This is a genomic window from Bacteroides faecium, assembly GCF_012113595.1.
Classification (GTDB): domain Bacteria; phylum Bacteroidota; class Bacteroidia; order Bacteroidales; family Bacteroidaceae; genus Bacteroides; species Bacteroides faecium.
This window is the reverse complement of the sequence record NZ_CP050831.1, coordinates 5503351-5526592: the sequence shown is the minus strand read 5'-3', so window position 1 is coordinate 5526592 and position 23242 is coordinate 5503351. Positions and strand designations below refer to the sequence as shown.

Annotated in this window: 16 protein-coding genes; 8 read left to right on the top strand and 8 right to left on the bottom strand. The window is 46.8% G+C overall.

The annotated features are described in order from the left end of the window. The first annotated feature begins 9 nt into the window (after nt 1-9). The 4 genes from BacF7301_RS20730 to BacF7301_RS25975 all read left to right on the top strand — a co-directional run bounded on the left by BacF7301_RS20730 (nt 10) and on the right by BacF7301_RS25975 (nt 4730). Nucleotides 10-1203 carry an AraC family transcriptional regulator gene (locus tag BacF7301_RS20730; RefSeq protein ID WP_117811338.1) on the top strand — a complete coding sequence of 398 codons (1194 nt, stop codon included), beginning with the start codon at nt 10-12 and terminating at the stop codon, nt 1201-1203. 218 nt (nt 1204-1421) lie between these two features. Continuing rightward, on the top strand, nt 1422-2621 hold the full coding sequence (locus BacF7301_RS20725; protein ID WP_167965832.1) for an Ig-like domain-containing protein: 1200 nt from the start codon (nt 1422-1424) through the stop codon (nt 2619-2621). Between the two features lie 60 nt (nt 2622-2681). Beyond that, complete coding sequence (locus BacF7301_RS20720) at nt 2682-3494, top strand: DNA-binding domain-containing protein (RefSeq protein ID WP_167965831.1); 813 nt, start codon at nt 2682-2684, stop codon at nt 3492-3494. A gap of 120 nt (nt 3495-3614) precedes the next feature. Further along, entirely contained in the window at nt 3615-4730 is a 1116-nt protein-coding gene (locus BacF7301_RS25975; protein WP_245208274.1) for an Ig-like domain-containing protein, read from the top strand. 281 nt (nt 4731-5011) lie between these two features. On the opposite strand, the gene BacF7301_RS20705 is transcribed toward BacF7301_RS25975, so the two are convergent. Together BacF7301_RS20705 and BacF7301_RS20700 are read right to left on the bottom strand one after the other, a co-directional pair. Beyond that, a complete protein-coding gene (locus tag BacF7301_RS20705; RefSeq protein ID WP_167965830.1) occupies nt 5012-6577 on the bottom strand; it encodes an ATP-binding protein in 1566 nt (521 codons plus the stop codon). Nucleotides 6578-6666: 89 nt separating this feature from the next. Next, on the bottom strand, nt 6667-7581 hold the full coding sequence (locus BacF7301_RS20700; protein WP_167965829.1) for a cation diffusion facilitator family transporter: 915 nt from the start codon (nt 7579-7581) through the stop codon (nt 6667-6669). Nucleotides 7582-7765: 184 nt separating this feature from the next. On the opposite strand from BacF7301_RS20700, the gene BacF7301_RS20695 reads away from it, so the two are divergent. The 4 genes from BacF7301_RS20695 (at nt 7766) to BacF7301_RS20680 (ending at nt 14543) form a co-directional block, all read left to right on the top strand. Next, nucleotides 7766-10090, top strand: coding sequence for a family 20 glycosylhydrolase (locus BacF7301_RS20695; protein WP_167965828.1), 2325 nt, complete (start codon nt 7766-7768; stop codon nt 10088-10090). 237 nt (nt 10091-10327) lie between these two features. After that, nucleotides 10328-10936, top strand: a complete 609-nt coding sequence (locus tag BacF7301_RS20690) for a TetR/AcrR family transcriptional regulator (protein ID WP_167965826.1) — start codon at nt 10328-10330, stop codon at nt 10934-10936. Between the two features lie 59 nt (nt 10937-10995). Continuing rightward, nucleotides 10996-12816: an ABC transporter ATP-binding protein gene (locus BacF7301_RS20685; protein WP_167967267.1), complete on the top strand. Its 1821-nt coding sequence runs from the start codon at nt 10996-10998 to the stop codon at nt 12814-12816. Then, entirely contained in the window at nt 12813-14543 is a 1731-nt protein-coding gene (locus BacF7301_RS20680) for an ABC transporter ATP-binding protein (RefSeq protein ID WP_167965824.1), read from the top strand. Before BacF7301_RS20685 ends, BacF7301_RS20680 begins: the two co-directional genes overlap by 4 nt. Nucleotides 14544-15238: 695 nt before the next feature. On the opposite strand, the gene BacF7301_RS20675 is transcribed toward BacF7301_RS20680, so the two are convergent. From BacF7301_RS20675 to BacF7301_RS20650, 6 genes are all read right to left on the bottom strand, one after another. Next, on the bottom strand, nt 15239-17299 hold the full coding sequence (locus BacF7301_RS20675) for a cytochrome c biogenesis protein CcsA (RefSeq protein ID WP_167965823.1): 2061 nt from the start codon (nt 17297-17299) through the stop codon (nt 15239-15241). Nucleotides 17300-17367: 68 nt separating this feature from the next. Then, entirely contained in the window at nt 17368-18522 is a 1155-nt protein-coding gene (locus tag BacF7301_RS20670; protein WP_167965817.1) for a Rid family hydrolase, read from the bottom strand. Nucleotides 18523-18543: 21 nt separating this feature from the next. Further along, on the bottom strand, nt 18544-19254 hold the full coding sequence (locus BacF7301_RS20665; protein WP_167965816.1) for a hypothetical protein: 711 nt from the start codon (nt 19252-19254) through the stop codon (nt 18544-18546). Nucleotides 19255-19277: 23 nt separating this feature from the next. Beyond that, entirely contained in the window at nt 19278-20492 is a 1215-nt protein-coding gene (locus tag BacF7301_RS20660) for a porin (RefSeq protein WP_167965814.1), read from the bottom strand. A 27-nt stretch (nt 20493-20519) separates the two neighbouring features. Further along, nucleotides 20520-21950 carry a di-heme oxidoredictase family protein gene (locus BacF7301_RS20655; RefSeq protein ID WP_167965812.1) on the bottom strand — a complete coding sequence of 477 codons (1431 nt, stop codon included), beginning with the start codon at nt 21948-21950 and terminating at the stop codon, nt 20520-20522. 107 nt (nt 21951-22057) lie between these two features. Continuing rightward, nucleotides 22058-23212, bottom strand: coding sequence for an imelysin family protein (locus tag BacF7301_RS20650; protein ID WP_209319465.1), 1155 nt, complete (start codon nt 23210-23212; stop codon nt 22058-22060). Nucleotides 23213-23242: the final 30 nt, after the last annotated feature.

Sequence of the window (23242 nt, the reverse complement as noted above, 5' to 3'; positions counted from 1 at the left end):
TGCTAAGCAATGGATATACCGGCTTTACACACACTAACAAACGGCATTATTATCGGAATATGTCTGTCTATATCTTTCGGTCTTGTCTGCTTCAAGCAGATGGCGCACGCCATTAATCCCAAATACAGGCGTGCATGCCATTTCTTCATCGCTGCTTCTCTCATTATCGCTGCCGGTCATTTGGCGGAGTTGCTGGTTGACGGGTTCGGCGTATACCGGTCGTTGGACTTATTCTCAATATTGGTGTTGGTGCTTGCTTCTTCGCAGGCGTTGATGTTCACGTTTATGTTGATATTGCTGTTCGACAGCAGATACGTCACTTTTGCCAATGTGATGAAGCATGCGGCGCCTTCGCTCGTTTTCATTCTGCTGTATGTGGTGAGTTGCTGCATTGAAGCGGACGTCTGTGTATATTCTTTAGCAGAATGGCGTGCGTGTGTCGTTCACAATCTCCCGTTGGCAGTGCGGACCTTGTTCGGTGTCACCTATACCGTACAACTGTTCGTTTACGTCCGCCTCTTTTTCCGTAAAAAACACCGCTACATCACGCATTTAAAAGAATTGACCGGAGAGTGTATCTCAAAACTGGAACTCCGGTGGACGATGCGCGCTTTCCTTTATGCGTTGAGTATCGGCATTGGCGCATGGGTTTTACTTGTCTGTCCGGGACCGATACCCGAGTTTAGTTTCAGTTTCCTTATCGTGGTTTTCTATCCTGCTTTTGCATGGCTGTACACTAACTATCATTACACTTACGAGATGCTACGCCGTTTTATCGTTGAACAGGATGGGAAACTGCCCCAACCACCGCTCGAAGCCGATATGGGCGACCTCATCTGTTACCTGCAATCCGGCGATAGCAACCACTTGTTTGAAGAGCTCGAAGCCTATCTGCAGAAAGAACAACCGTACCTCGACTACAACTTCAAGCGTGACGACCTGATTAAAGCTCTTGGCACAAACGAGCGTAATCTCTCCGCCGCTGTGGGGCGTGCCACAGGACTGACCTTGCAAAATTATCTTCTCCGCCTGCGCATCCGTCATGCCATGGACTTGCTCCTGCTTCCGGACTACGCGAACCACACAATTGAAGACATTGCCGGAGCGTCGGGCTTCAAGGCAATGCGCACCTTCAACCGCAATTTCCGCGAATTGGTAAAAATGACTCCTACCGAGTTCCGCCGACAAAAGTCTGTACTTTAAAGGAGAAGGCGATACTCTTTTATCATCAAATGCTGTTGTTTCCATCAATGCATAGGTAGAAGTTTCTCCGAACAATGGAATTTCCGGCAATCCTGCAAGATTTGCAGGATTTTGGCTATACAATGCAGGATTTTGGCTATACCTTTTCGTTGTTGCATATTACTTTTGTCCGAAAAGAGAACACGATTTATTCACCCTTTTAGAAAGACAAAAGAAGTATGAAACAACTAAGAATCTTTTTCCTCTGCCTTATGGCAGCAACGTTGGCAACCGCCTGTGGCGACGACAACAATGACGACAACTCTGTGCCCGTAGAGAGCATCACCCTCAATCATGAGACTCTGACCCTGAAATCGGGAGCGACCGAAACGCTGGTTCCCACCATTGTCCCCGACCGGGTGACTGCCGAATCCGTAGTATGGAGCAGTGACAAAACTTCCGTAGCCACCGTAAGTAAAGACGGACTGGTGACCGCCGTAGCTGAAGGAACAGCTACCATCACCGCCACCGCACGCGAAAAGTCCGCCACCTGCCTTGTGACGGTCAGCAACAAGACGCTTGTCACTACCGCAGCCGAACTGAAAACCGCTATTGAAACGGCAGACGGCACTGCGGATGCACCAACACAAATCATCCTCGGTAAAGGCTTTGAGGTTGCTGCGGATGCAGAGCATTTTGCCTTTTCAATAGACGGCAAACACATTGCTATCGACGGCGGAAATAATCCTATCAGCGGCGATAATTATAATATTTCCCGTACCGCTAGCGACAAAAGCCTTTTTGAGCTAACAAACGGCGCGTCATTGAAGCTGACCAACCTCAACATTTATGGAAATGCTGCTGCCCATTCAGCTGATGAAGTCGCCTGCATATTTGTTAGGGCGTCTTGCAAACTAACGCTGGGTAACGGCTTCGAACTATATTCCGGCAATGGGAATGATAATGACCAGCTAATTGGTATCTCTGTCGGTGATAATGCCACGCTCATTATGGAAGGCGATGCTGAAATCTCCAAAAGCATAAAGGGGCAGGAAGTGCTTGTTGCCCCTACAGGAATACTGCAACTGAAAGGCGGAAAAATAAAAGCAAGGGAGGAGGGAATGTATGGGAGTGAACGGAGCCTCTGTCTGCAAGCTGCGATTAATGGCAATCAAGTGACCATCCCCACCGTTACGGTTGAAAACGAACTTCCGGCGGATTCTGATTTTAGATTAGATCTATATGATTACGTGTTGAATAGTTTCACTGTCCGGCCAGGAGCCGAAACCGTTGTTAAGGGAACCGACAGCTACACCTTGACTGACAGTGATCTTATGAAGTTCCATCTGATGACTAATACTACTGGGGGCATGACATATTATGACAGTTATTTCGAACTTTATCTGGACGGTAATGCTATCAAGATACGTGCGAAATGACAAGCAGCACAGAACGTAACTAATAAATAGATATTCACTTTCCTTAAAACAATCATTATCATGGCAACAAACGAAAAAATCACGCTCAATGTTGACCTTTACGACAACATCATGACCGAACAAAAAGGCGACTACACCGGACGCGCACGCATCACAGGCAGTCTGCACAACAAAGAAATCGCAGCACGCATCATCAAGGAGCGTACCGAGTACCGGCAGGAAACCATCGAGAACATCCTCGACCTTGCCGACCAGAAGAAGGTGGAAGCCATCGCCGAAGGGAAGAGCGTGGTAGACGGTGTGGGACAGTACATCGTCACCGTACGCGGTTCGTTCCTCGGGGAGAACGCCCAGTTTGACGCCACGAAGCACTCGCTCGGTGTGTCCTACACACCGGGACAACTGCTGCGCGACCAGCTCAAAGCCGTAAAAGTAATCTGCAACGGGCTGGCACAGACGGGGCCGGTCATCAACTCCATCACCGACTCCGTGACGAAGAGTATCAGCCAGGTCATCACTTCCGGCGGTCCTGCCGTTATCAGCGGAAGCAACATTAAAATCCTCGGTGACGACCCTTCGGTCGGCATCTATCTCACCAAAGACGAAGAGGGAGCCGTCCCGTTGAAAGTGTCCGTCATCGTTCACAACGCACCGTCACAACTCACCATCATGCTACCTGCCATAGAAGCCGGAAAGCTCTATGCGCTAAGCGTCACGACACAATATAGCGGAAGCAACAAGGCATTGAAAACGCCACGCTCTTACCGTTTCCCGATTCTGCTGGGTGACGAAAACGCGGGTGGCGGCGGTGGCGGCGAAGCGCCCGACCCTGAAATCCCCGGAGGAGGTGAAACCCCCGACCCGGCTGCATAAAGAAGCAGGTCACGAATGAGGGCGGACAGTCCGGCTGCAGACAGCGCATCCGTCCTCATGGCAAACAAAAAAGGCGGCAGCCTTTCATAATTTACCATTTTAAAGAAAACAGAAAGACGCATGAAACAACTAAGAATCTTTTTCCTCTGCCTTGTGGCAGCAACGTTGGTAACCGCCTGCGGCGGCGACGACAAAGACAACTCTACACCGGTAGAGAAAATCACCCTTGACAAGGAAACACTCCTGCTGAATTCCAACAGCTCGGAAACACTGACCGCCACCGTAACTCCTGCCGGCGCAACGGAAAACACCGTGACATGGAGCAGCGATAAGACCACCGTGGTCACCGTAGACCAAAACGGGAAAGTGAACGCCCTGACCGAAGGAACCGCCACCGTCACGGCAACGGCAGGCGGTAAGTCGGCAACCTGTGTCGTAACGGTATCGGATGCTGTAATTATCAATACTCCCGAGCAACTACAAACTGCGTTCGAAGATGCTTCCACCAACCCCGATAGCCCTACGAAAATCAGGCTGGGAGCAGGGTTTGAACTCGGACTCTGGTGTGGAGAGTCTTCAGACCCGCACCGGTATATCGAACTGGATGGCGGTGGATTTACTTTGTCTAATGTAACAGGCTCAGACGTCATCGCTGTAGAATCAACCACCCTGAAACTCAGCAATATCAAGATGAATACCACTGATGACTCAAATTGTGTGATAGCGCTTTATCGGACGAATTCGAAGTTGATACTTGGCAGCGGGGCAAAGCTTGATAATCCTACCGGCCGGGCTGTTTATGTCTTTGAGGGATGCCAGCTTATTATGGATGAAGGTTCTTCCGTGAACGGGAGAATCGTATTGCAAACAAATGAATATAACAGTGATGAAGGCGGCAGCTTCTTCTACAAAGGGGGGACATGGGAGAACGCCGAGCTTATGTTCTCCTATGATAACGCAAGCACACTGATGCCGATGACTCTGACCAAAGCACTTGCCAACCCGTACAAACTGACGTTTGTGGCTCAATGGGTGATGCGGCCATCCCATTTTCCCGAAGGTGGATTCACGGTGGTGAAAGGAGACGGATACACCTTAACTCAACTCGATCTTGAGAAAATCACCTCATTGGAAATGGACGTCACCGGTAGTTATGTAACCTCTGAAAACTGCGAACTGGTACTGGATACAGCCGAAAATGCCATCAAGCTGCGTATCAAAGCAACAGCCTATTGAATACGTAAAACCGGAACGGCGGAAAGGGATGTGTGCCGCAGTAGGTTGGGGAGACGTGCCGCAGCAGGCTAGGGAAGCATGCCATAGCAGGCTAGGGGAGCATGCCACAACAAGTTAGGGAAACGCACCACAGCAAGCTGTGGCAATACACCCTAATTTCCCGGCTACGACAGCACAGAACACGCAAAAAGGCAGCAGTTACTCACAGACGAGAGCAACTGCTGCCTTTTTCACGTGTCACAACCATATCCTTGTCTACTTCAAGCAAGTGGCGTACGCTGTTAATCCGTTTCGATTTTCCAGTTTCCAATCGTTCTCGTGGTACTGTCGAAGTTGATGCCGACCTTCACCACTTTCCGGTGGTCTGCCTCATAAGGAATCGCATACCCTTTGCTGTTAATCTGCGCTAAAGCCTCTTCTGCGGTGCCGTCCATTTTAAATTCAAGTACATAAATGACATCCTGCATTTTGATAACCACATCCGCTCGTCCGACAGCGCTTTTGACTTCGGTATCCACATATTGTCCCATCAAGCGGAACAGAAGATAGAATATAGTTTGATAATGTTTTTCCTCTTTGTTGTTCAGGTCGTTCGGAATAGAGGAGAAGAAAGACCGGGTGCGTTCAAGGCAAGATTCAAGGTTTCCCTTCATTAAATCACGCACAAAGGACACTACATAAAAGTTACTTTCGCGCGTTGGTTGGTAAAGATAAGAAGGGATGAGCGACTCGATAAAGCCGATTCTCACTTCCTCGTTCGGGTAGCCTAATGTATAGGTACGGAAGAAAGTATCGTACGACTTGATTGTGAGATAACCGCTTTGGTAGAGCACTGGAATGGGGTCGGTGAGACAATCCGTAGCCTTGTCGAAGTCTTCCGGCTTGGCGTCCATACGGTCGAGCAGACGGATGTCAAAGTTCATTTGTTGCAGGAGTTCTATCAGAAAGGTAGGGGTACCGGTAGAAAACCAGTAGTTCTCATAGCTCTTTTGGGCAAAAGCATTAATCAAGCTGAAAGGGTTGTACACGTCCACACAGGATTTACTGAAATGATATCCGTCATATTGCTTCTTCAAGTGGGCACACGCCTCTTCATACGTTTCATCGTTGGCTTGTGCCATCTGTTCGACATCAATTTTCATCTGTGTCAGCAGTTCCTGTTCGGTGATACCGCAGATAGTGCTGTAATTATCGCTCATGCTGACGTTCTGAAGATTATTCAGTTCGCTGAATATGCTCATCTGGCTGAATTTGCTGATGCCCGTCAGGAAGAGGAAACGGAGATATTTGCCTGACTTTTTCAAAGGACTGAAGAAGTCGCGCATGATACCGCGGATTTCACGTTGCAAATCATGGTTGTTGTTACTGTCCAACATTGGGGCATCATATTCGTCCACCAATACGACAACCTGCTGCCCGGTTTGTTCATAAGCGCGGCGGATGATACCTTCGAGTCGCAAACTAAATGTGTCTTCGCCTTCCTGACGTCCGTAGATGTTTTCCCAAAGTAACAGCTGAACATTGATAGATGCGCGAAGTGACTCTGCTTCCATATATTTACTTCCGCTAAAGTCGATATGTAATACCGGATACACTGTCCAGTCTTTCTCCAACTGCTCCATGTCGAGCCCGTTGAAAAGTTCTTTCTTTCCCAGAAAATAGGCTTCGAACGTAGAGATGAGCAGACTCTTTCCGAAACGACGGGGACGACTCAAGAAATAAACAGTGTTTGTACTGACAAGTTGATAAATCAATGCAGTTTTATCAACATAGATATATTTATTGTTGCGCAACTGTTCAAAATCCTGTATCCCGATAGGATAGCGCCTGAATGTTCCTTCTTCCATATCAAATTTTTATTAAAATGTGAACGATGAATGCAAAGTTAAGAAAAAGAAGCGGAATAGCTTTCTTTGTTGCCGAAGATTTTCACGTGTCACACCATATCCTTGTCTACCCCGAATTTCTCATCCGTCTGACACTCCCCGGCAGGTTCCACATGCACCAAAATATCATAGACATTATCAATCGAGCTTTCGATACTTTTCTCCACCGCTCCGGCAATCTCATGCGCCTGTGTAATCGTAATCTGCGGATTCACCTCTATATCGAGCGTAATTATATACCGGTTTCCTATCATTCTCGACCTGACCCGGTGCGGATTACTTGCTCCCGGCACTTTCTCGACAGCTTCGAATATCTTATTATACACATTGACATCCTTCACGCCATCCATAAGCTCCACATTCGAGTCGAGGAAAATGCCGATGGACGACTTGATGATAAAGAGGCTGATTATCAATCCCGTTATCGAATCGAGTATCGGCAATTTGAATATAAAAGTAAAAATCAACCCTAATAAAACTCCTGCCGAAATGACAACATCATTACGCATATTTATCGCATTCGCCGTCAGCATGGAACTGTCTATTTTCTTTCCCTGCTTGTACTGGTACGAAGCCAGCAGCAGTTTGCCGACGATAGAGAATATAGTCACATAAATAGCGATAGCCGATGGGATTTCTTTCACTTCATCCGAAAAGATGCTTGTGACGGACGACAGTAACATTTGCATACCGGCATAAAATATCACAAGCGACAGAATCTTCGTCGCGATGCCTTCCGCTTTCTCATAGCCGAACACGTATTTCTTTGAAGGCGGGCGGCTGATGACCCGTGCCGTGAAAATCATGACGACAGAGATAATGACATCCGTTGCCGAGTCGATACCATCGCCAAGTACCGCCAGACTTCCGGCTAACAAACCAATAATGATTTTTGATGCAGACAGGATTGCATTACCTATGGTGCTAATCCATGAGGTTTTGATTAAGATATTCTCTCTTGACATTTAAGCGGGTCTTTATCCTTATTTGTAGTGATAATTGGGTTCAAAGATAATCATTTATGGCAATTTGTGAACCCAAGACGCAAAAAAGTTTTCATTCCCTTTTAGTAGTTTGCCTGTTTTAGTTGTATTATATATAGATAGTCAATTAAAAACAGGACAAATCATTTATTAAATAGTTAACCTCATGTTCAAACAACTAAGTACCTCTCTGCTGATTGTATCAGCTTGTGTGTTTTCTGCTTGCACGTCTGTTGTCAAGCAGGAAGTCGCAATTTTGCCTACCCCCGTAAGTCTGACCGAGCAGTCGGGCGCTTTCGTTTTTAAGGATGAAATGAAGATAGGAGTGTCCGACCAGTCCCTCTTTCCGGCAGTCGGCTACCTGCAAGAGATTCTTCGAAACGTAGTGTCGTCTTCTGTCGAAGTCACTGCTGATAAAAATCAGGTAGATGTCTATTTCCAGTTGGGGAATACCGGAAATGCCGGTAATACCGACGGGAAGCCCGGTTCTTACAAACTCCAGTCTACACCGGAATTTATCCGGGTGGAAGCCAATGATTATTCGGGTATTATTTCCGCCATTACTACTATCCGCCAGCTACTTCCCGCCGAAATAGAAATACAGGGTGCGAAGCAGGCTTACTCCATTCCTGCCGTACAGATAGAGGACGCTCCCCGTTTTGAGTGGCGCGGATTTATGCTGGACGCTTCCCGTCACTTTTGGAATAAAGAGGAAGTGAAGCACGTGTTGGACTTGATGTCTTTATACAAACTGAACAAATTCCACTGGCATCTCACCGACGACCAGGGCTGGCGCATAGAGATTGAGAAATATCCGTTGCTGACGGAAAAAGGAGCATGGAGACAGTTCAACAAGCACGACCGTGGCTGTATGGCACGTGCGATAGAGGAAGACAATACGGACTTCCTGATTCCTGAGGACAAGCTACGGATTGTGGAAGGCGACACGTTGTATGGCGGTTATTACACACATGATGATATAAAAGAGATAGTGGCTTATGCTGCACAGAGAGGGATTGATGTGATACCTGAGATTGATATGCCTGGACATTTCCTGGCAGCTATCAGCCAGTATCCGGATTTAGCTTGCGACGGACTAATCGGATGGGGTGAGATATTCTCTTCTCCCATCTGTCCGGGCAAAGATGCGACTTTAGAATTCTGCCGGAATGTCTTCAAGGAAGTTTTCGAACTTTTCCCTTATGAGTATGTGCATATGGGTGGAGACGAAGTGGAAAAGAACAACTGGAAAAAATGCCCCCGTTGCCAGAAGCGTATCCGTACGGAGAAACTCGGTTCGGTGGAAGAACTTCAAGCATGGTTCGTACGTGATATGGAGAAATTCTTCCATGCCAACGGAAAGAAACTTGTAGGCTGGGATGAAGTGGTGAAGGACGGATTATCTTCGGACGCTGCCATTACGTGGTGGAGAAGTTGGGCGAAGGATGCATTGCCCACGGCAACAGCGCAACAGCAAAAAGTGATTGCCTGCCCGAACGAATTTTTCTACTTCGACTACGCCCAAGACCAAAACTCAGTAAAGAAAATACTGGCATTCGACCCGTATGCAGACGACAGACTGTCGCCGGAACAGAAAGAATATATCTGGGGTGTACAGGCCAATCTTTGGGCGGAATGGATTCCGACGATGAAGCGCATCGAATACCTGATTGTTCCCCGCATGATAGCATTGAGCGAAATAGCCTGGGCAGAGCCGGCAGCCAAACCGGGACTTGACGAGTTCTACCGTCAGCTTGTCCCGCAATTCAAACGCATGGACGTGATGGGAGTGAACTACCGTATCCCCGATTTACAGGGATTCTACAAGGTGAACGCATTTATTGATGATGCTACGGTGAATCTGACTTGCCCGCTGCCCGGCACTGAAATCCGCTACACAACGGATGGAAGCATGCCTGATAAGCAATCGTCTCTTTATGACGGCACCTTGAAAATAAAGGAGACAACGGACTTTACTTTCCGTACTTTCCGCAAGGATGGTTCTCCTTCGGACGTGGTACGTACCAAATATGTCAAAGCCCCTTATGCGGAAGCAATAACAGCTCCGGCTTCTTTGCAACCCGGACTGAAAGCTGTATGGCACAACTTCCGCGGAAATCTCTGCGCGGATATTGACGCGGCTCCCGTAAAAGGAGAATACGTCGTAGAATCCGTATCTATCCCCGAAGGAGTGAAGGGAGACATCGGTCTGGTACTGACCGGCTATCTGGAAGTTCCTGCCGATGGCATTTATACATTTGCCCTTCTCTCGGACGACGGCAGCACGTTGAAACTCGACGGCGAATTGCTGGGAGATAACGACGGCGCACATTCTCCGGTAGAGATTATCGTGCAGAAAGCATTGAAAGCCGGATTGCATCCGATGGAAGTACGTTACTTCGACTGCAATGGCGGTGTGCTGCAAATGGAATTGGTAAACGATAAAGGTGAAAAGACTGTTCTTCCGAAAGAATGGTTGAAACATGAATAAAAATGTTCTCTAATAATCAGTTTTCATTAGTTTTGTAATATTAGGTCAAGTTTAGGTTAGGTCAGAAGCGGGTGAAAGTAGTGATACTTTTATCCGCTTTGTTCTTTTCATCGTAATCCGCAGGCTGATAAATAGCTATAAATAAGGAACGGATACTTATAGAATCAGTATTAATAGGTATTGCCCGGAAGCGTCGTTTGGACTACTTTTGTTGCGTTATATATTCACACTGACTCTATGCAAATCTTAAAAGGAGATATACAGGAAAAAATGATACATGCAGCCGAAGAGGTATTCTTGGAACGAGGTTACAAGGATGCCTCTATGCGTGAAATTGCATCGAGGGCGGGAGTGACGGTCAGCAATATCTATCATTATTTCACTAATAAGGACGAGATATTCCGTACGATTCTGAAACCGGTATTGAACGAACTGTATGCCATGATTTACAATCATAATGCCGAACAGATGACAATAGATGTCTTTATCAACCAGGATTATCAGAAGGCATCCGTACAGGAATATATCGAACTGGTTTCCGTACACCGGGAGCGCCTGCACCTGTTGCTTTTCCAGGCACAAGGTTCATGCATGGAAAACTTCCGCTCCGAATATACAGACTTGATGACGCGTACGATTTCAGTTTTCTTTCAGGGAATGAAGCAGAAATATCCGCATATCAATATAGCGATAACCGGCTTCTTTATTCATCTGAATACAGTATGGCTCTTTGCCTTACTGGAAGAGTTGGTATTGCATCACATAAAGAAAGAGGAGATGCAGAAATTTATAACAGAATATATAGCCTTTGAAACGGCTGGTTGGAAGGAGCTCATGAATGTATGAGCTCCTTCTTTTTTTGAACGAATCGGAATATTATTCCTTTTTAAAAACTTAGATATATGATGAATGAAAGAATGAAAAAGAAAAGTGGTGTAGCCCGTTTGTTCGAGATAGCGGGTGAAAAGAAAGGGTTGCTGGTACTGGCCGGGATACTCTCGGCGGCTAGTGCTTTATGCATGTTGGTGCCTTATTGGTCGGTGTACCAGGTGTTGAGAGAACTCTTATTGCATGGCAGTAAGATTAGCGAACTGGATAGCGGGATTCTCGTCCACTGGGGATGGGTTGCGTTTTCCGGCCTGGTAGGAGGATTGCTTCTGCTGTATGCGTCATTGATGGCATCCCATGTAGCGGCGTTCCGTATTCTTTACGGGTTGCGTATCCGGTTGTCGGAGCATATCGGACGCTTGTCTTTGGGATATCTGAACGGTACTGCAACAGGAACCATTAAAAAGATAATGGAACAGAATATCGAGAAGATTGAGAATTTTGTTGCCCATACCATTCCTGATTTGGTAAATGTGCTGGCAACAGTTGTTTTGATGTTTATCATCTTCTTCTCCTTGAATGGATGGATGGCGGTGATTTGTGTGGTATGCATTGCTTTGAGTATCGGTTTGCAATTTATGAACTTCTTCGGTAAGAATGCGAAAGAGTTTACGAAAATCTATTATGATACACAGGAGCGAATGAGCGCTTCGGCTGTGCAATATGTACGTGGGATGCCCGTGGTGAAGATATTCGGTCAGAGTGTGCGTTCGTTCCGGCGATTTAATGCCGAGATTGAAGCATATAAAAGCTATGCGTTGAGAGTTTGCGATACCTATCTGCCGGCTATGGTTGCTTTTACCGTATTGCTGAACTCGCTGATAACTTTTATCTTGCCGACAGGCTTATTGCTTTTGAGCAGAGAACCGCAGAACATTGGTCTGGCTGCCATTTATCTCTTTTTTATCATTATGGGACCCGGAGTTGCTTCTCCTATTTATAAGTTGATGTATCTCGGTTCGAGTACCAATGAAATCGACGAAGGGGTGAAACGTATCGACCGCATATTCGATGAACAACCACTTGCCGAACCGGAAATCTCACATTTGCCTTCGTCCTATGATATTGAATTCCGTCATGTCTCATTTGCTTATGAGAATAAAGCGGAAGCTACACGCACTGAAGCATTGAAAGATTTGTCCTTTACGGCACGCCAGGGCGAGATAACCGCTTTGGTAGGTCCGTCCGGTTCAGGAAAGTCTACGGTAGCTAATTTGATTCCACGTTTTTGGGATGTCAATGAAGGAGAGATTCGGATAGGCGGAGCCAATATAAAACAGATAGCGAACGGAGACTTGATGAGTCTCGTGTCTTTTGTCTTTCAGGACAACTTTCTCTTCTTTGACACGCTTTATGAAAATATCCGCGTGGGGGATGCTTCGGCTACACGGGAGCAAGTGATAGAAGCTGCACGTGCTGCGCAATGCCATGAGTTTATAGAGAATCTGCCGGCCGGCTATGATACCCGCATCGGTGATAAGGGTGTATATTTGTCGGGTGGAGAAGCACAACGTATCTGCGTGGCAAGAGCCATTCTGAAAAATGCTCCTATCCTGGTTTTGGATGAAGCGACGGCTTTTGCCGACCCGGAAAATGAATATAAGATGCAGCAGGCCATTCAGCAACTTATCAGGAATAAGACAGTCATCATTATTGCTCACAGGCTTTCATCCATCATCTCTGCGGAACAGATTCTTGTATTGAAAGAAGGGAAACTGGTGCAAAGCGGACGTCACGAGGTACTGAGTACGACAGAAGGAGTTTATAAAAAAATGTGGGATGCCTATACCAGCGCATTCCGTTGGCAATTAACTATCAAGAAGGAGGAAGTAAAATGAATGCAATTAAAAATATAACGGTGGGACATACCGAACGTTTACGTAAACCGGTAGGATATACGATGCTCGCCAATTTCGTGAATATTATCCCGTTTTGCCTTTCTATCGAAGCTGTCAATGTTATATTCCGTACATTCGATGGTAGCGGTATTCCATTGGATACCAACAGGCTTTGGATGATTTTTGGTATCTTGGTGGTATATATGTCGGTGATGGCTGTTGCCGAATGTGCCGCTTATAATGCCAATTTCCGCGGCGCTTATGAAATGAGTGCCGAAGGACGTATTAATCTCGCCGAACATCTGCGTAAATTATCATTAGGATTCCTGTCCCGTCGCGACCCGGGCGACCTTTCTTCGATGTTGATTACTGACTTTACGATGGCCGAAACGGGTATTTCGCATCATTTACCCCAATTGATGGGGGCATTGGTGATGCCTATACTTGCCTTCCTGGGCTTGCTTTGGATTGACTGGCGCATGGCGGTGGCTATGTTTATCGCCCTTCCGCTTGCGGTTGCCGTTCTTTTGCTGAGTAGTGCCATTCAGCATAAATTGAGTAGCCGGCAGATAGAAGCCAAGATTAATGCGGGCAATCGCCTGGAAGAATACCTGCAAGGTATCCGGGTAATGAAAGCGTATAATTTGATAGGCGGTAAGTTCGAACGGTTGAAGAATGCCTTTAGTGAATTGCGTCGTGCCTGTATCCGGCAGGAAGCGCTTATCGGGCCTTTTATACTGTTCTCGGTCACGCTAGTCCGTGCCGGATTGACATTGATGATACTTTGCGGTACTTATCTGCTGATTGGCGGTGAACTTTCATTATTGACTTTCGTCATGTTCCTGGTAGTAGGTTCGCGTGTATTTGACCCTTTGACGTCTGCTCTGACTAATTTTGCCGAGTTCCGTTACTTCTCCATTGCGGGTGGCCGTATCCTTACCCTGATGAATGAGCCTGAAATGAAAGGTACCCGTGAAGTGTCCGAAAGCGGGGACATTACATTTGACCATGTATCATTCGGCTATCAGGAGAAAGAGATATTGCATGATATTTCCGTAACGCTGAAAAAAGGTACGCTCACAGCTTTGGTGGGGCCTTCAGGAAGCGGCAAGAGTACGATGCTGAAACTTTGCGCACGCTTCTACGACCCGCGGAAAGGTGCGGTCTATTTCAATGGAATGGATATGAAGGAACTGGAACCGGAATCCTTGATGAAGCATTGTTCCATGGTCTTTCAAGATGTATACCTGTTTCAGGATACGCTGAAGAACAATATCCGTTTCGGCAAGACGGATGCTACGGATGAAGAGATTATAGCGGCAGCCAGGAAAGCCTGTTGCCATGAGTTTATCATGCGGCTGCCAAAAGGGTATGATACGATGGTAGGAGAGGGTGGCTGTACGCTTTCGGGTGGAGAGAAGCAACGGATTTCCATTGCCCGTGCTATTCTGAAAGAAGCTCCGGTCGTTTTGTTGGATGAGGCTACTGCTTCACTCGACCCGGAGAATGAAGTGGAAGTACAACAGGCCATTAATACTTTGATAGCAGGACGAACGGTAGTTGTAATTGCCCATCGGCTGAAAACGGTTAAGAATGCTGATAAGATTATCGTGCTTGAAGAGGGGAGAATGGCCGAACAAGGTACGCATGAAGAACTGTTGAGCCAGCCCGGACTGTATGCCAGGCTTTGGAATATACAAGAACAGACATTGGGATGGAAATTGTAACTAAAGAAAACGTCCGGCTTTCACAAGCCGGACGTTTTTGCCTCTTTTAGAATATGTCATCTATTCATATTCCAAAATGAATACATTATATGGTTTTTTCAACTTAACAACCAAATAGGGGAAATGCGGGTGAATCACTTCGGCCGATTCCTATGTATTTTTAATGTGGCTACGTAATATAATTATGACTAATTAATTCAATTCTGATACTGCAAAGATAGGGGCTTTGCGCTGCTCCCGCAATCCCTAGAAGTGGGTATTCTTATAAGACTTAGTAGCTATATATAGGGTGAGAACCTCTCTTCCATCTCTTAGTAAAGCTATTTCGCAATTAGTTTCAACCCTATTTGAAACTAATAGTTTCACACCGAGAAACAAAGTGTTTCACTGCTTGAAACGAAGTGTTTCACACCGAGAAACGAATAGTTTCACTAGGAGAAACAATTTTGAAACTAATTGTTTCCAGGTGAAGAGGCGGTGAAGTTGCCACCCTGCACCCGCAAACCCTTTATTCATCGGAGAGACAGAGAAAAGGTAAAAGAGGGAGATAGAAAGATTGAAAATAAATATCCAGCGGGAAAATACATACAGTTCTGTAATGATTATGTACCGTGCGGATAAGAACTAATTTAATTCATTTCCATACAGGATAAGCTCATTTCACATCGTTTTGATTTTATCTCTAAGAGTGGAAGTCAGCCGTTTGCGTAGCTATGCATTCCGCCTAAGACATAGTTGACTCCAAAATAAGTCATCAGGACTGTAAGGAAAGCTATTATCATATAGACATGGAAGAATAAAGGTTTGCGGAAAGCTTGCAGGCTTTGCGAATGGAAGGCTGCTCCATACACAAGGAAAGTGATTAATGCCCATACCTCTTTCGGGTCCCATGCCCAATAGCGTCCCCAGGATACGTTTGCCCAGACTGCGCCGAGGAAGATTCCCGCACCCAGGAAAAACACGGCAGGATAGAGTAACAGGCGGCTGAGTATAGTCAGTTGTTCCACCCGGTCATTTTGCCTGGTGTGGCATAATGCCAGTATTCCGTTCAGCATAATGAAAGCAAACAGTGCGTAAGACATCATAATCAATGAAACATGGATACTTAACCAGGGAGAGACGAGAACTGGCATCAGAGGGGTTATCTGGGGATTCATTTGTCCCAGATAGGAAACCAATAAGGCAAAGCCGGAAAGTAGGAATCCGAATGGAAGCATGAACGTGAATTTCCGGTAGAGCAGACAGGCTACCAGGAGAATACAAAGTGCCATAAACTGCATGGTTTCATAGCCGTTGCTCAGTGGAATTCGTCCGCCGATGTACCAACGCAGGCAGTATCCTGCCAGATGGAAGACAAAGACTGCATAGAGTGCAATAGAAAAAGAAACTCCTGCTATGCGTGAGGCTTTCTGTGCTTTCGGTGAAAGTGCGTTTCTCCGCAGGCTGTTGTTAAGTAAAAGTAGAAAAGCCGATATTCCCAATGCCAGGTTCACCATAAAGAGAATCTTGCTGAATGGGATATGATTGTAAAGCAGTTCGGCTTTCACTTGCCGTTCAGAGAGTGGCTGCACACTGCCGTCGGTGGGTAGCGGATGAATCAATGTTCCTTTTTCCAACATAAGAATCAATCCCACTTTCTCGTCAGTTTCCTGAATGGCTTTTGCCAGTTTGCTTTGTTTGCCCTGTTCACGTTGCCAGTGTTTCTGCAGGCGGTAAACCGAACCGTCGAACAAATCGGTCAGGCGTGCATGGGATGCCGGCAGGTTGAGCAAATGACGTAGTTCTGCATTCTTTATATAGATTAACGGTTCGTTTCTCCATACTTCGGGATAAAGCAGCCAGCCGCCTATTATCTGTTCGGGAGTCAGCCCTTTGTAGAAGGCTTCTCCGGTCAGTTTTTGGATAAAGTCGCGGGCCAGCGTATTGAAAGGCACTACCCGGTCATGGTAAATCACTTGTTCCCGTGCCAGACTGTCCGCTTGTATCCGCTTTAGTGCGGGAAGTTGTTTCCTCTGTGCTTGCGCTGTGCCTGCGAGACAGAAAAGGAACAGGATAAACACGCTTCCTTTTTTTAATAAAGGATGATTCAACAGGCGGCGGAATTCACCGCTGCGGGAGAATAGTAACCAAAGCATGGAGATTCCCAGCAGGATATATCCTGCATAAGTCACTCCTGTCCCCCAAGGGTCGTAATTCACACTCAGCCAGCTTCCCTGCCGGTCTTCATCGAAAGAAGATTGGTAGAAACGGAAACCTTGTGCGCTGAATATCCGGTTCATTGAAATTTGCTCATGTGATGGGGTGTTCCCGTTGTCGGTGGGAGAGCAGGTGATATAGCTGACATAGTCTGTCGGAGCTTCCGTACCCGGATAATATTCGATACGAAAACTATCCAGTTGCATGGTAAATGGCAGGTCTATGCTTCTTCCGCTTTCCGGTTCCTGAAAACTATTCACTGCCGTGCCGGGAACTAAATGCATATATCCTTTTTCGCTGCTGATGAATGTAATCATGGCTCCCACCAGAATAACGAGAAGGGAGCCATGAAACAACAATATGGGAAGCCGTCGCCACAAAGCGCGTCGGATGAGAGCAACGGATGCTATCACGGCTATTACTCCCCATAAACAACAGAACCAACTTGTATGATATATATTCTTTTCTACAAAATCTGTCCCGTTCGCCTGTTCTACAAAAGTAGTCGTAGCGAGCAGTCCCACCAGACAGATATATAAAATGATAAGCAACCTTTTCAACGGTACAATCTTTTAATGATACTCAATTTTAACGATACTCAATCTTAATGCTCCTAAATTTAATGCTCCTAAAATGGAGCATACTCCTTGTTCTTATAGTCTTTCACTCCCATGCATTCCATCTCTATCAGCCATCCGGGGCGACACACCGGAGCATGAACAAATACTTTAGGCATCTGCGGGAAACGCTTGTCATACATGTCTTTAACGATAGTATAGTCGGCAATGTCACGCAGATATACAATCATATGTCCCAAGTCGTCGAAGGTGCAGTCCGCTTCTTTCAGCAGCATTTCTACATTTTCCCACATCCGTTCCGTTTGCTTGCGGATGTCGCCGGGATGCACTACTTCGCCTTTATTATTGATGCTTGCCGTCCCGGAGATAAATACCTGGCGACGGTCGGCATAATCCACATACGTACCACGTTCAAAGCTGACACCATATTCGTAGGTAGGGTTGAGGTGGGTAGGGGCGTAGAGGAAATGAATTTGTTCCGGTTTTACTCCGGTTACTGCGTATGTATCCATCTGCACGAGTACTTTCGGGTCGGCATGACGTCCGCCGATACCTGTACTGGAGATATAATGTGTCTTTTCCGTCAGGTTTTGGGTGACGAAGACTTCATTGCGTGCTTTCACTACTCCGGCATAGTTGACGTCCACGTTTTGCACGAAGAACCAGGTGCGGATACAATGTTCTGCCAGAGTGCAGCCTTGTTCCATCAGTTGCATCACATAATCGTTCAGTAGCAGGCGGGTCTGGTATTCCGAATTGGCGGCGCGGTTGAATGCGCTGCCGCCCCAGAAGTGGCGGTAAGCACTGCGTCTCACTTCGAAAAGACCGTTGTGCAGGACTTGCGTCTGCACGTCGGTCAGCAGGTAAACCCATAAAGCAATTTTTGTCCCGTCCAGTGGCGGTTGTTCCACGATGGAGAGGGCGCAGTCCGAACCTTCGGTCGTCAATGCCAGTAGCGTGTCTGCCTGGTTGGCGGCATCGCTCAGGAAGTAACGTTTGAAGACGGCGACTGCTCCTTTCAGTTCTTTCGCAAGCAGGTCGTCGTAAGTATTCAGTACAGCATTCAGTTGTTCTTCGTATGAATCTTCCGGTCGGGTGGAATGAATCATGATGTGATATTCCGAAGAGCCTTCTGCTGCATGATAGTTGAATATTTCAGTTAGAGTCTTTTCAGACTGAATGTTCTGTTGTTCTTTGTTGTTCATATTATTTTTATAAATGACTATTTATTCTTGTGCGCCGTTGTCAATCCAGTCGTCGATAAGAGTCAGCGTGTGAGGCTCGGTTATCATATTGGAGTGGTCGGTTTTCCAGCCTGTCGTATGCAGAATCTGATGTAGCACACTTTCTTCCGCACTGCCGGCTTTCACCCGCAGCAGTCCGGTTGCTACCGTCGAGGAATGTCCTACCAAATTCTGATAACTGTTTCCTTCTAATAAAGTCAGCCCTGCCGCGGCACTGGTGGCTATTCCGTGGCAGCCTATGCAGCCTTTATTGAACACGTTTTGTTGGATAGCGCTGTACATGCTTACATTCACAATGCCTGTATTCATCCGCAGGGTATCATCATCCGTTGTAAGGTCATCCATCGACTGGAAGCTGATTATCCGTCTTCTCAGTTTGTCGATAGCGCATAATTCGACAGTGCTCACCTCATCACTGATACCGGTCATCGTGACCTTAATCTCTTCACCTTCAGTGGCCGGAACCGGGATTGTTTTTGTGACAACGGCATACTCGCTCTCATCACTGAAGCCTGCCACTACGATGCTATAACTATCCGGCCATTTATTGATACCATTGATTGTCCCACTCATCTTCAGCGTGCGCCCTTCTTCGGATATAGTGCCTGTTTTCTCGTAAACAGGCCCGTCGTCACAGGAGACGAGCACTGCGGATAGCAGCAGGTAAGCCCCCAAAAGAATATATTTTTTCATAAACAAATCCTTTCCTGTTCTATTTAGAATGTGTACTGAAGCAAGATTGTGGCCGAATGTGTGGCCAGACCTAAATCGTCGTTGTCACGGTCGAGCTGGGTGTCGTGTCCTTTGCGGGCGATATACTGGTACATCGCCTGCAACTTCAGGTTACAATTCCTGAAGAAATAGTTCATACCAACGGCTGGCATATTCAGGAATCCATTGGTGTCCATCCCGTTACGATTGAAGAAATCATAGCGCGCGGCGGCTTGCAGGCGGGGAGCTACAAAGTAACCGCCTTGTACGTAGCCGCCCAGGTAATTGTATGACTCGGAAATCTTCTGTCTTTTGGTGAAGCCTACATTCATATAATACATCTCAGCTCCCAGGTAAAGTTTGTTCTTCAGCATCGCAAACTCCACTCCGGCACGATAATCATTGGTACTTTCATTTTCGCTCTCCACATTGATAGAGGTGGAAATGCCGAACATGATTTTATCTTCATTCAGCCGGTTCGGATTTCCCTGCGTAGCAGGCATCACGCCTTTGGGCATATACGTGAAACGTCCGGCATATAGCAGGGATGGAATGTGCCAGTCGTCACTGAATGTTTTTGTGGCTGTATTCACCGAAGCTCCCGTGCCGTTGAACAAGCCGATTTCGTATCCGAACTTGTCGGCTATCAGACCGTGAATTTCCACACCTAAGTCGAATCCGGTACCAATATTCGGTGTTACCGCATTCAAGGAATAGGGGAGAATAACGGGGGCAGTCAGTGAGACGGGCAGGCTGGGCATCATCGTTTCTCCCAACGTTGTCAGGTAAGCGTGCGAGAACGGAGTCTTGAACTTACCTACCCGGATGGCGAACTGCTTTTTCAGTTGCACGTCGAACCAGGCTTGTTGGAGCAACGCCCCGCCACTGGCTGCGGCATTGATAGAAAGGTTGAAAGTTACTTTGTCGAAAGCCTTTCCTGTGAAGCCGAGTACGGCATAAGGAACGGAAAAACCGGAATTGGCTATGTTGTCCTGATTGTATGCTTTGTCCAGTCCTTCATCGTCATACCAGTTGAAGTTTCCGCAAGTCTGTACGAGCAGATAGGGCTTGAATACAAAATCCCCTTTTTTGGTTCCGATGGTGAATCCTTCTCTTCCAGCCAATGATACTACTCCGTTTTCCGTATCTTCTTCATGTTGTGCCATAACGACTAAAGGCATCATGGCAGCCAGCATGGTAATGATTATAAGTCTCTTCATAATTACTTTGTATATACTACTTTTACTTTAAAGTGAATTTAAAAATGCGAGTAATGCGTCACGGTCTTCCTTATTCATGTTCTTGAATAAGTTCTTCGATGCTTCGCCTTCTCCGCCATGCCACATGATCGCTTCCGTCAGATTGCGTGCACGTCCGTCGTGCAGGAAATAAGTATGCCCGTTCACCTTTTCCTGCAGGCCGATTCCCCAAAGAGGCGTGGTGCGCCATTCGTTTCCACGCGCCAGGCCGCTGACGTAATTGTCGTTCAAACCGACTCCCATAATCTCGGAACCCATATCGTGCAGCAGATAATCGGAATAAGGATGAATCGTCTGCCCGCCCAGCCACGGGAGTTGGGTATTGTTCAACAGAACGCTGCCGCGCTTCTTCGTGTGAAGGGTACTCACATGGCAGAGATGGCATTTGGCCTTATAGAAGTTTTGTTCCCCTTTGATTACTTGCGGGTCGTTTACATTACGCCGGGCGGGGACTCCGAGACTCTGCATATAGAGGTCTACATTCTCCATCTCTTCCGTGCTGACATCCAGTTGGTCGTAAGAAAGTCCCATCATGCTGCCTTGGTTGACTTGTATCTGTCCCTCGCAGATTTCTTCCGGGTAGCGGCTGTTCGTTATCCCCATATCACTGGAGAAGCCTAATTCTACCGTCAAATCGGCATGCTGCGCTTTATTGCCGGACAGTCCCAGACATTTGACCCCACGTTCCATGATGTAGTTGCAACGTCCGCTGATTCCGTATTCGGGATAATTGCTTTTTGCTGCGAGCGCTTCAATCTCGATAGGGTCTAATGCCATCATCTGCCCCATGCCTACGTGGCGCAGGGGGATGCGTACGGTACAGAATAAGTCTTCCGGTTTGATTTCTTCGGCATACCATTCGGAGATGGTATAATTCGGTTTGCAGAGTGTGTATGGTTCGCCGTCCGGGAAAGAAAAATTCTCGTAGGTATATTCTACGGATAGTTTTCCTTCCGGTTGTACTCCGTAGATTGCCTGGTCGTGGAGTACACGCCCGTAGTCCTGGAAGAAAGCCCCGTTTTTGCGGGATATGTAGATGAGCATCGAAGAGAAACCGTAGCTGCCCGAACCGCCTTCTGTCCATAGGGAAGGTTTGGTGCGTCCGGCATTCCGGTGGCAACTGCCGCACGAATAGCCGGCATAGACAGGTCCCAGCCCGCCGCCATGACCATTGTTGCTTGTACGTACATCGTCATAAAGCCTGTCGCCCCGGGTGAAACGGATGTCATTAGCTCCTGTTATCCAGTCGGCCGGAGTGTCATAGGCTACGGATGAACTCAGGAAAATTGTGGATGTGCCGGCGGACAGGGCATACCCTTCCGGGACTTCTATGTCCAGTACATCAATTCCTTCATCATCGCAGGCTGCACACGCCAACAGGCAAAAGATAGAGAATGAATATTTTAGAAAGTGATTCATTGTTTATTGGCTTAATTTCAATAATATGTTTTAAACATGCCAAAGAAGTAAAGGGGAATTAGATATCCCGCCTTTACTTCTCAATGGTATCTTAGTAAGATAAATCCTTATTGCACTACCCGGGGTACACCGTTTTTGTAGAGTAAGAATTCTAATGTATGGAAGCCACGTACATTCTGAGCCGACTCTACAGCAGCATCGTCGTCGTCATCGCTCCACTCAAGGTCGCTCCAGCTTTGAGAATTCAGAATCTGTACGATTGCGTTCTGGTCCAAAGGCCAACTGTCCATGTTAGGGTCAAGTCCCATTTCATCTACCGGGCCGAACAGGAATGCTTCGCTCTTTTCCCATGGTTCACGTGCGGTAATCCAGGCAGTGCAAGCAGTTGCGAAAGCCGTGTTGGATGGGTTATCGGCAAGAGCTATCACCGCATTGTAAAGGGCGTCGTTCTTTTCTTTCAGGCTTTTGTAGGTCGGTACTACCACTGCGTCGACATATTGTGTGACCACCGGATTAAGTACTGCATCGCTGTTGATATTGTTAGCATTATTTGCGATATAAGATTTCAAATCATTTTTCAATATGCTTTCCAAGTCTGCGCAAGCGTCCATCGCTACTACTGTTTCATTGCTGGCAATGTGATTGCGGAAAGGTTGTGGAATGTCCTGAATGGCTTCCGCCGCTGCTTTGATGGCATTCTTGATGTTGGTGTCTAATGTCGGGTTGACGCCGGCAATCACTGTTGACAGGGAATTAGCGTTGATTGTGCCGTCCAGAGAACCATAATAAGCATTCCGGATAGAATAAATGTTATTCGTATAGTCGTCACGGGAGTGCCAGCTATACCAGGATTCTACGGCGTATAGTGCTTCTTCCGTGTTTCCGGCTTTGTACAAGTTGTATGGGTCGCCAATTTTGGCAGTACCTACTTCATTGGCAATTTCCGCGCATTTGTCTACGATTTCTTCTACACAGCTCAGGGCACTTGAATAAGACGAATTGTTATGCGCTTTGAAAAGAGCGGCATAACTGGTTCCGCCTTTATAGCTCGAATTCCATGCATCATAAAGATTGGTTGCATCTGTTTTTAGGAGAGCAGCAACGTTTCTCATGTAATTATGCCAGCTTGAAGCGTTTTCGGAAGTGTAGTCGATATTTGCGGGGTCTACTGTAGGATTATCATCATCACTACTACAAGAAGTTGCTGTAAATGCCAGTCCCACTATCAGGGCTGCAACATAAAAGAATTTTGTTTTCATCATCTATAAATTATAAAATTAATTATTTCTTTG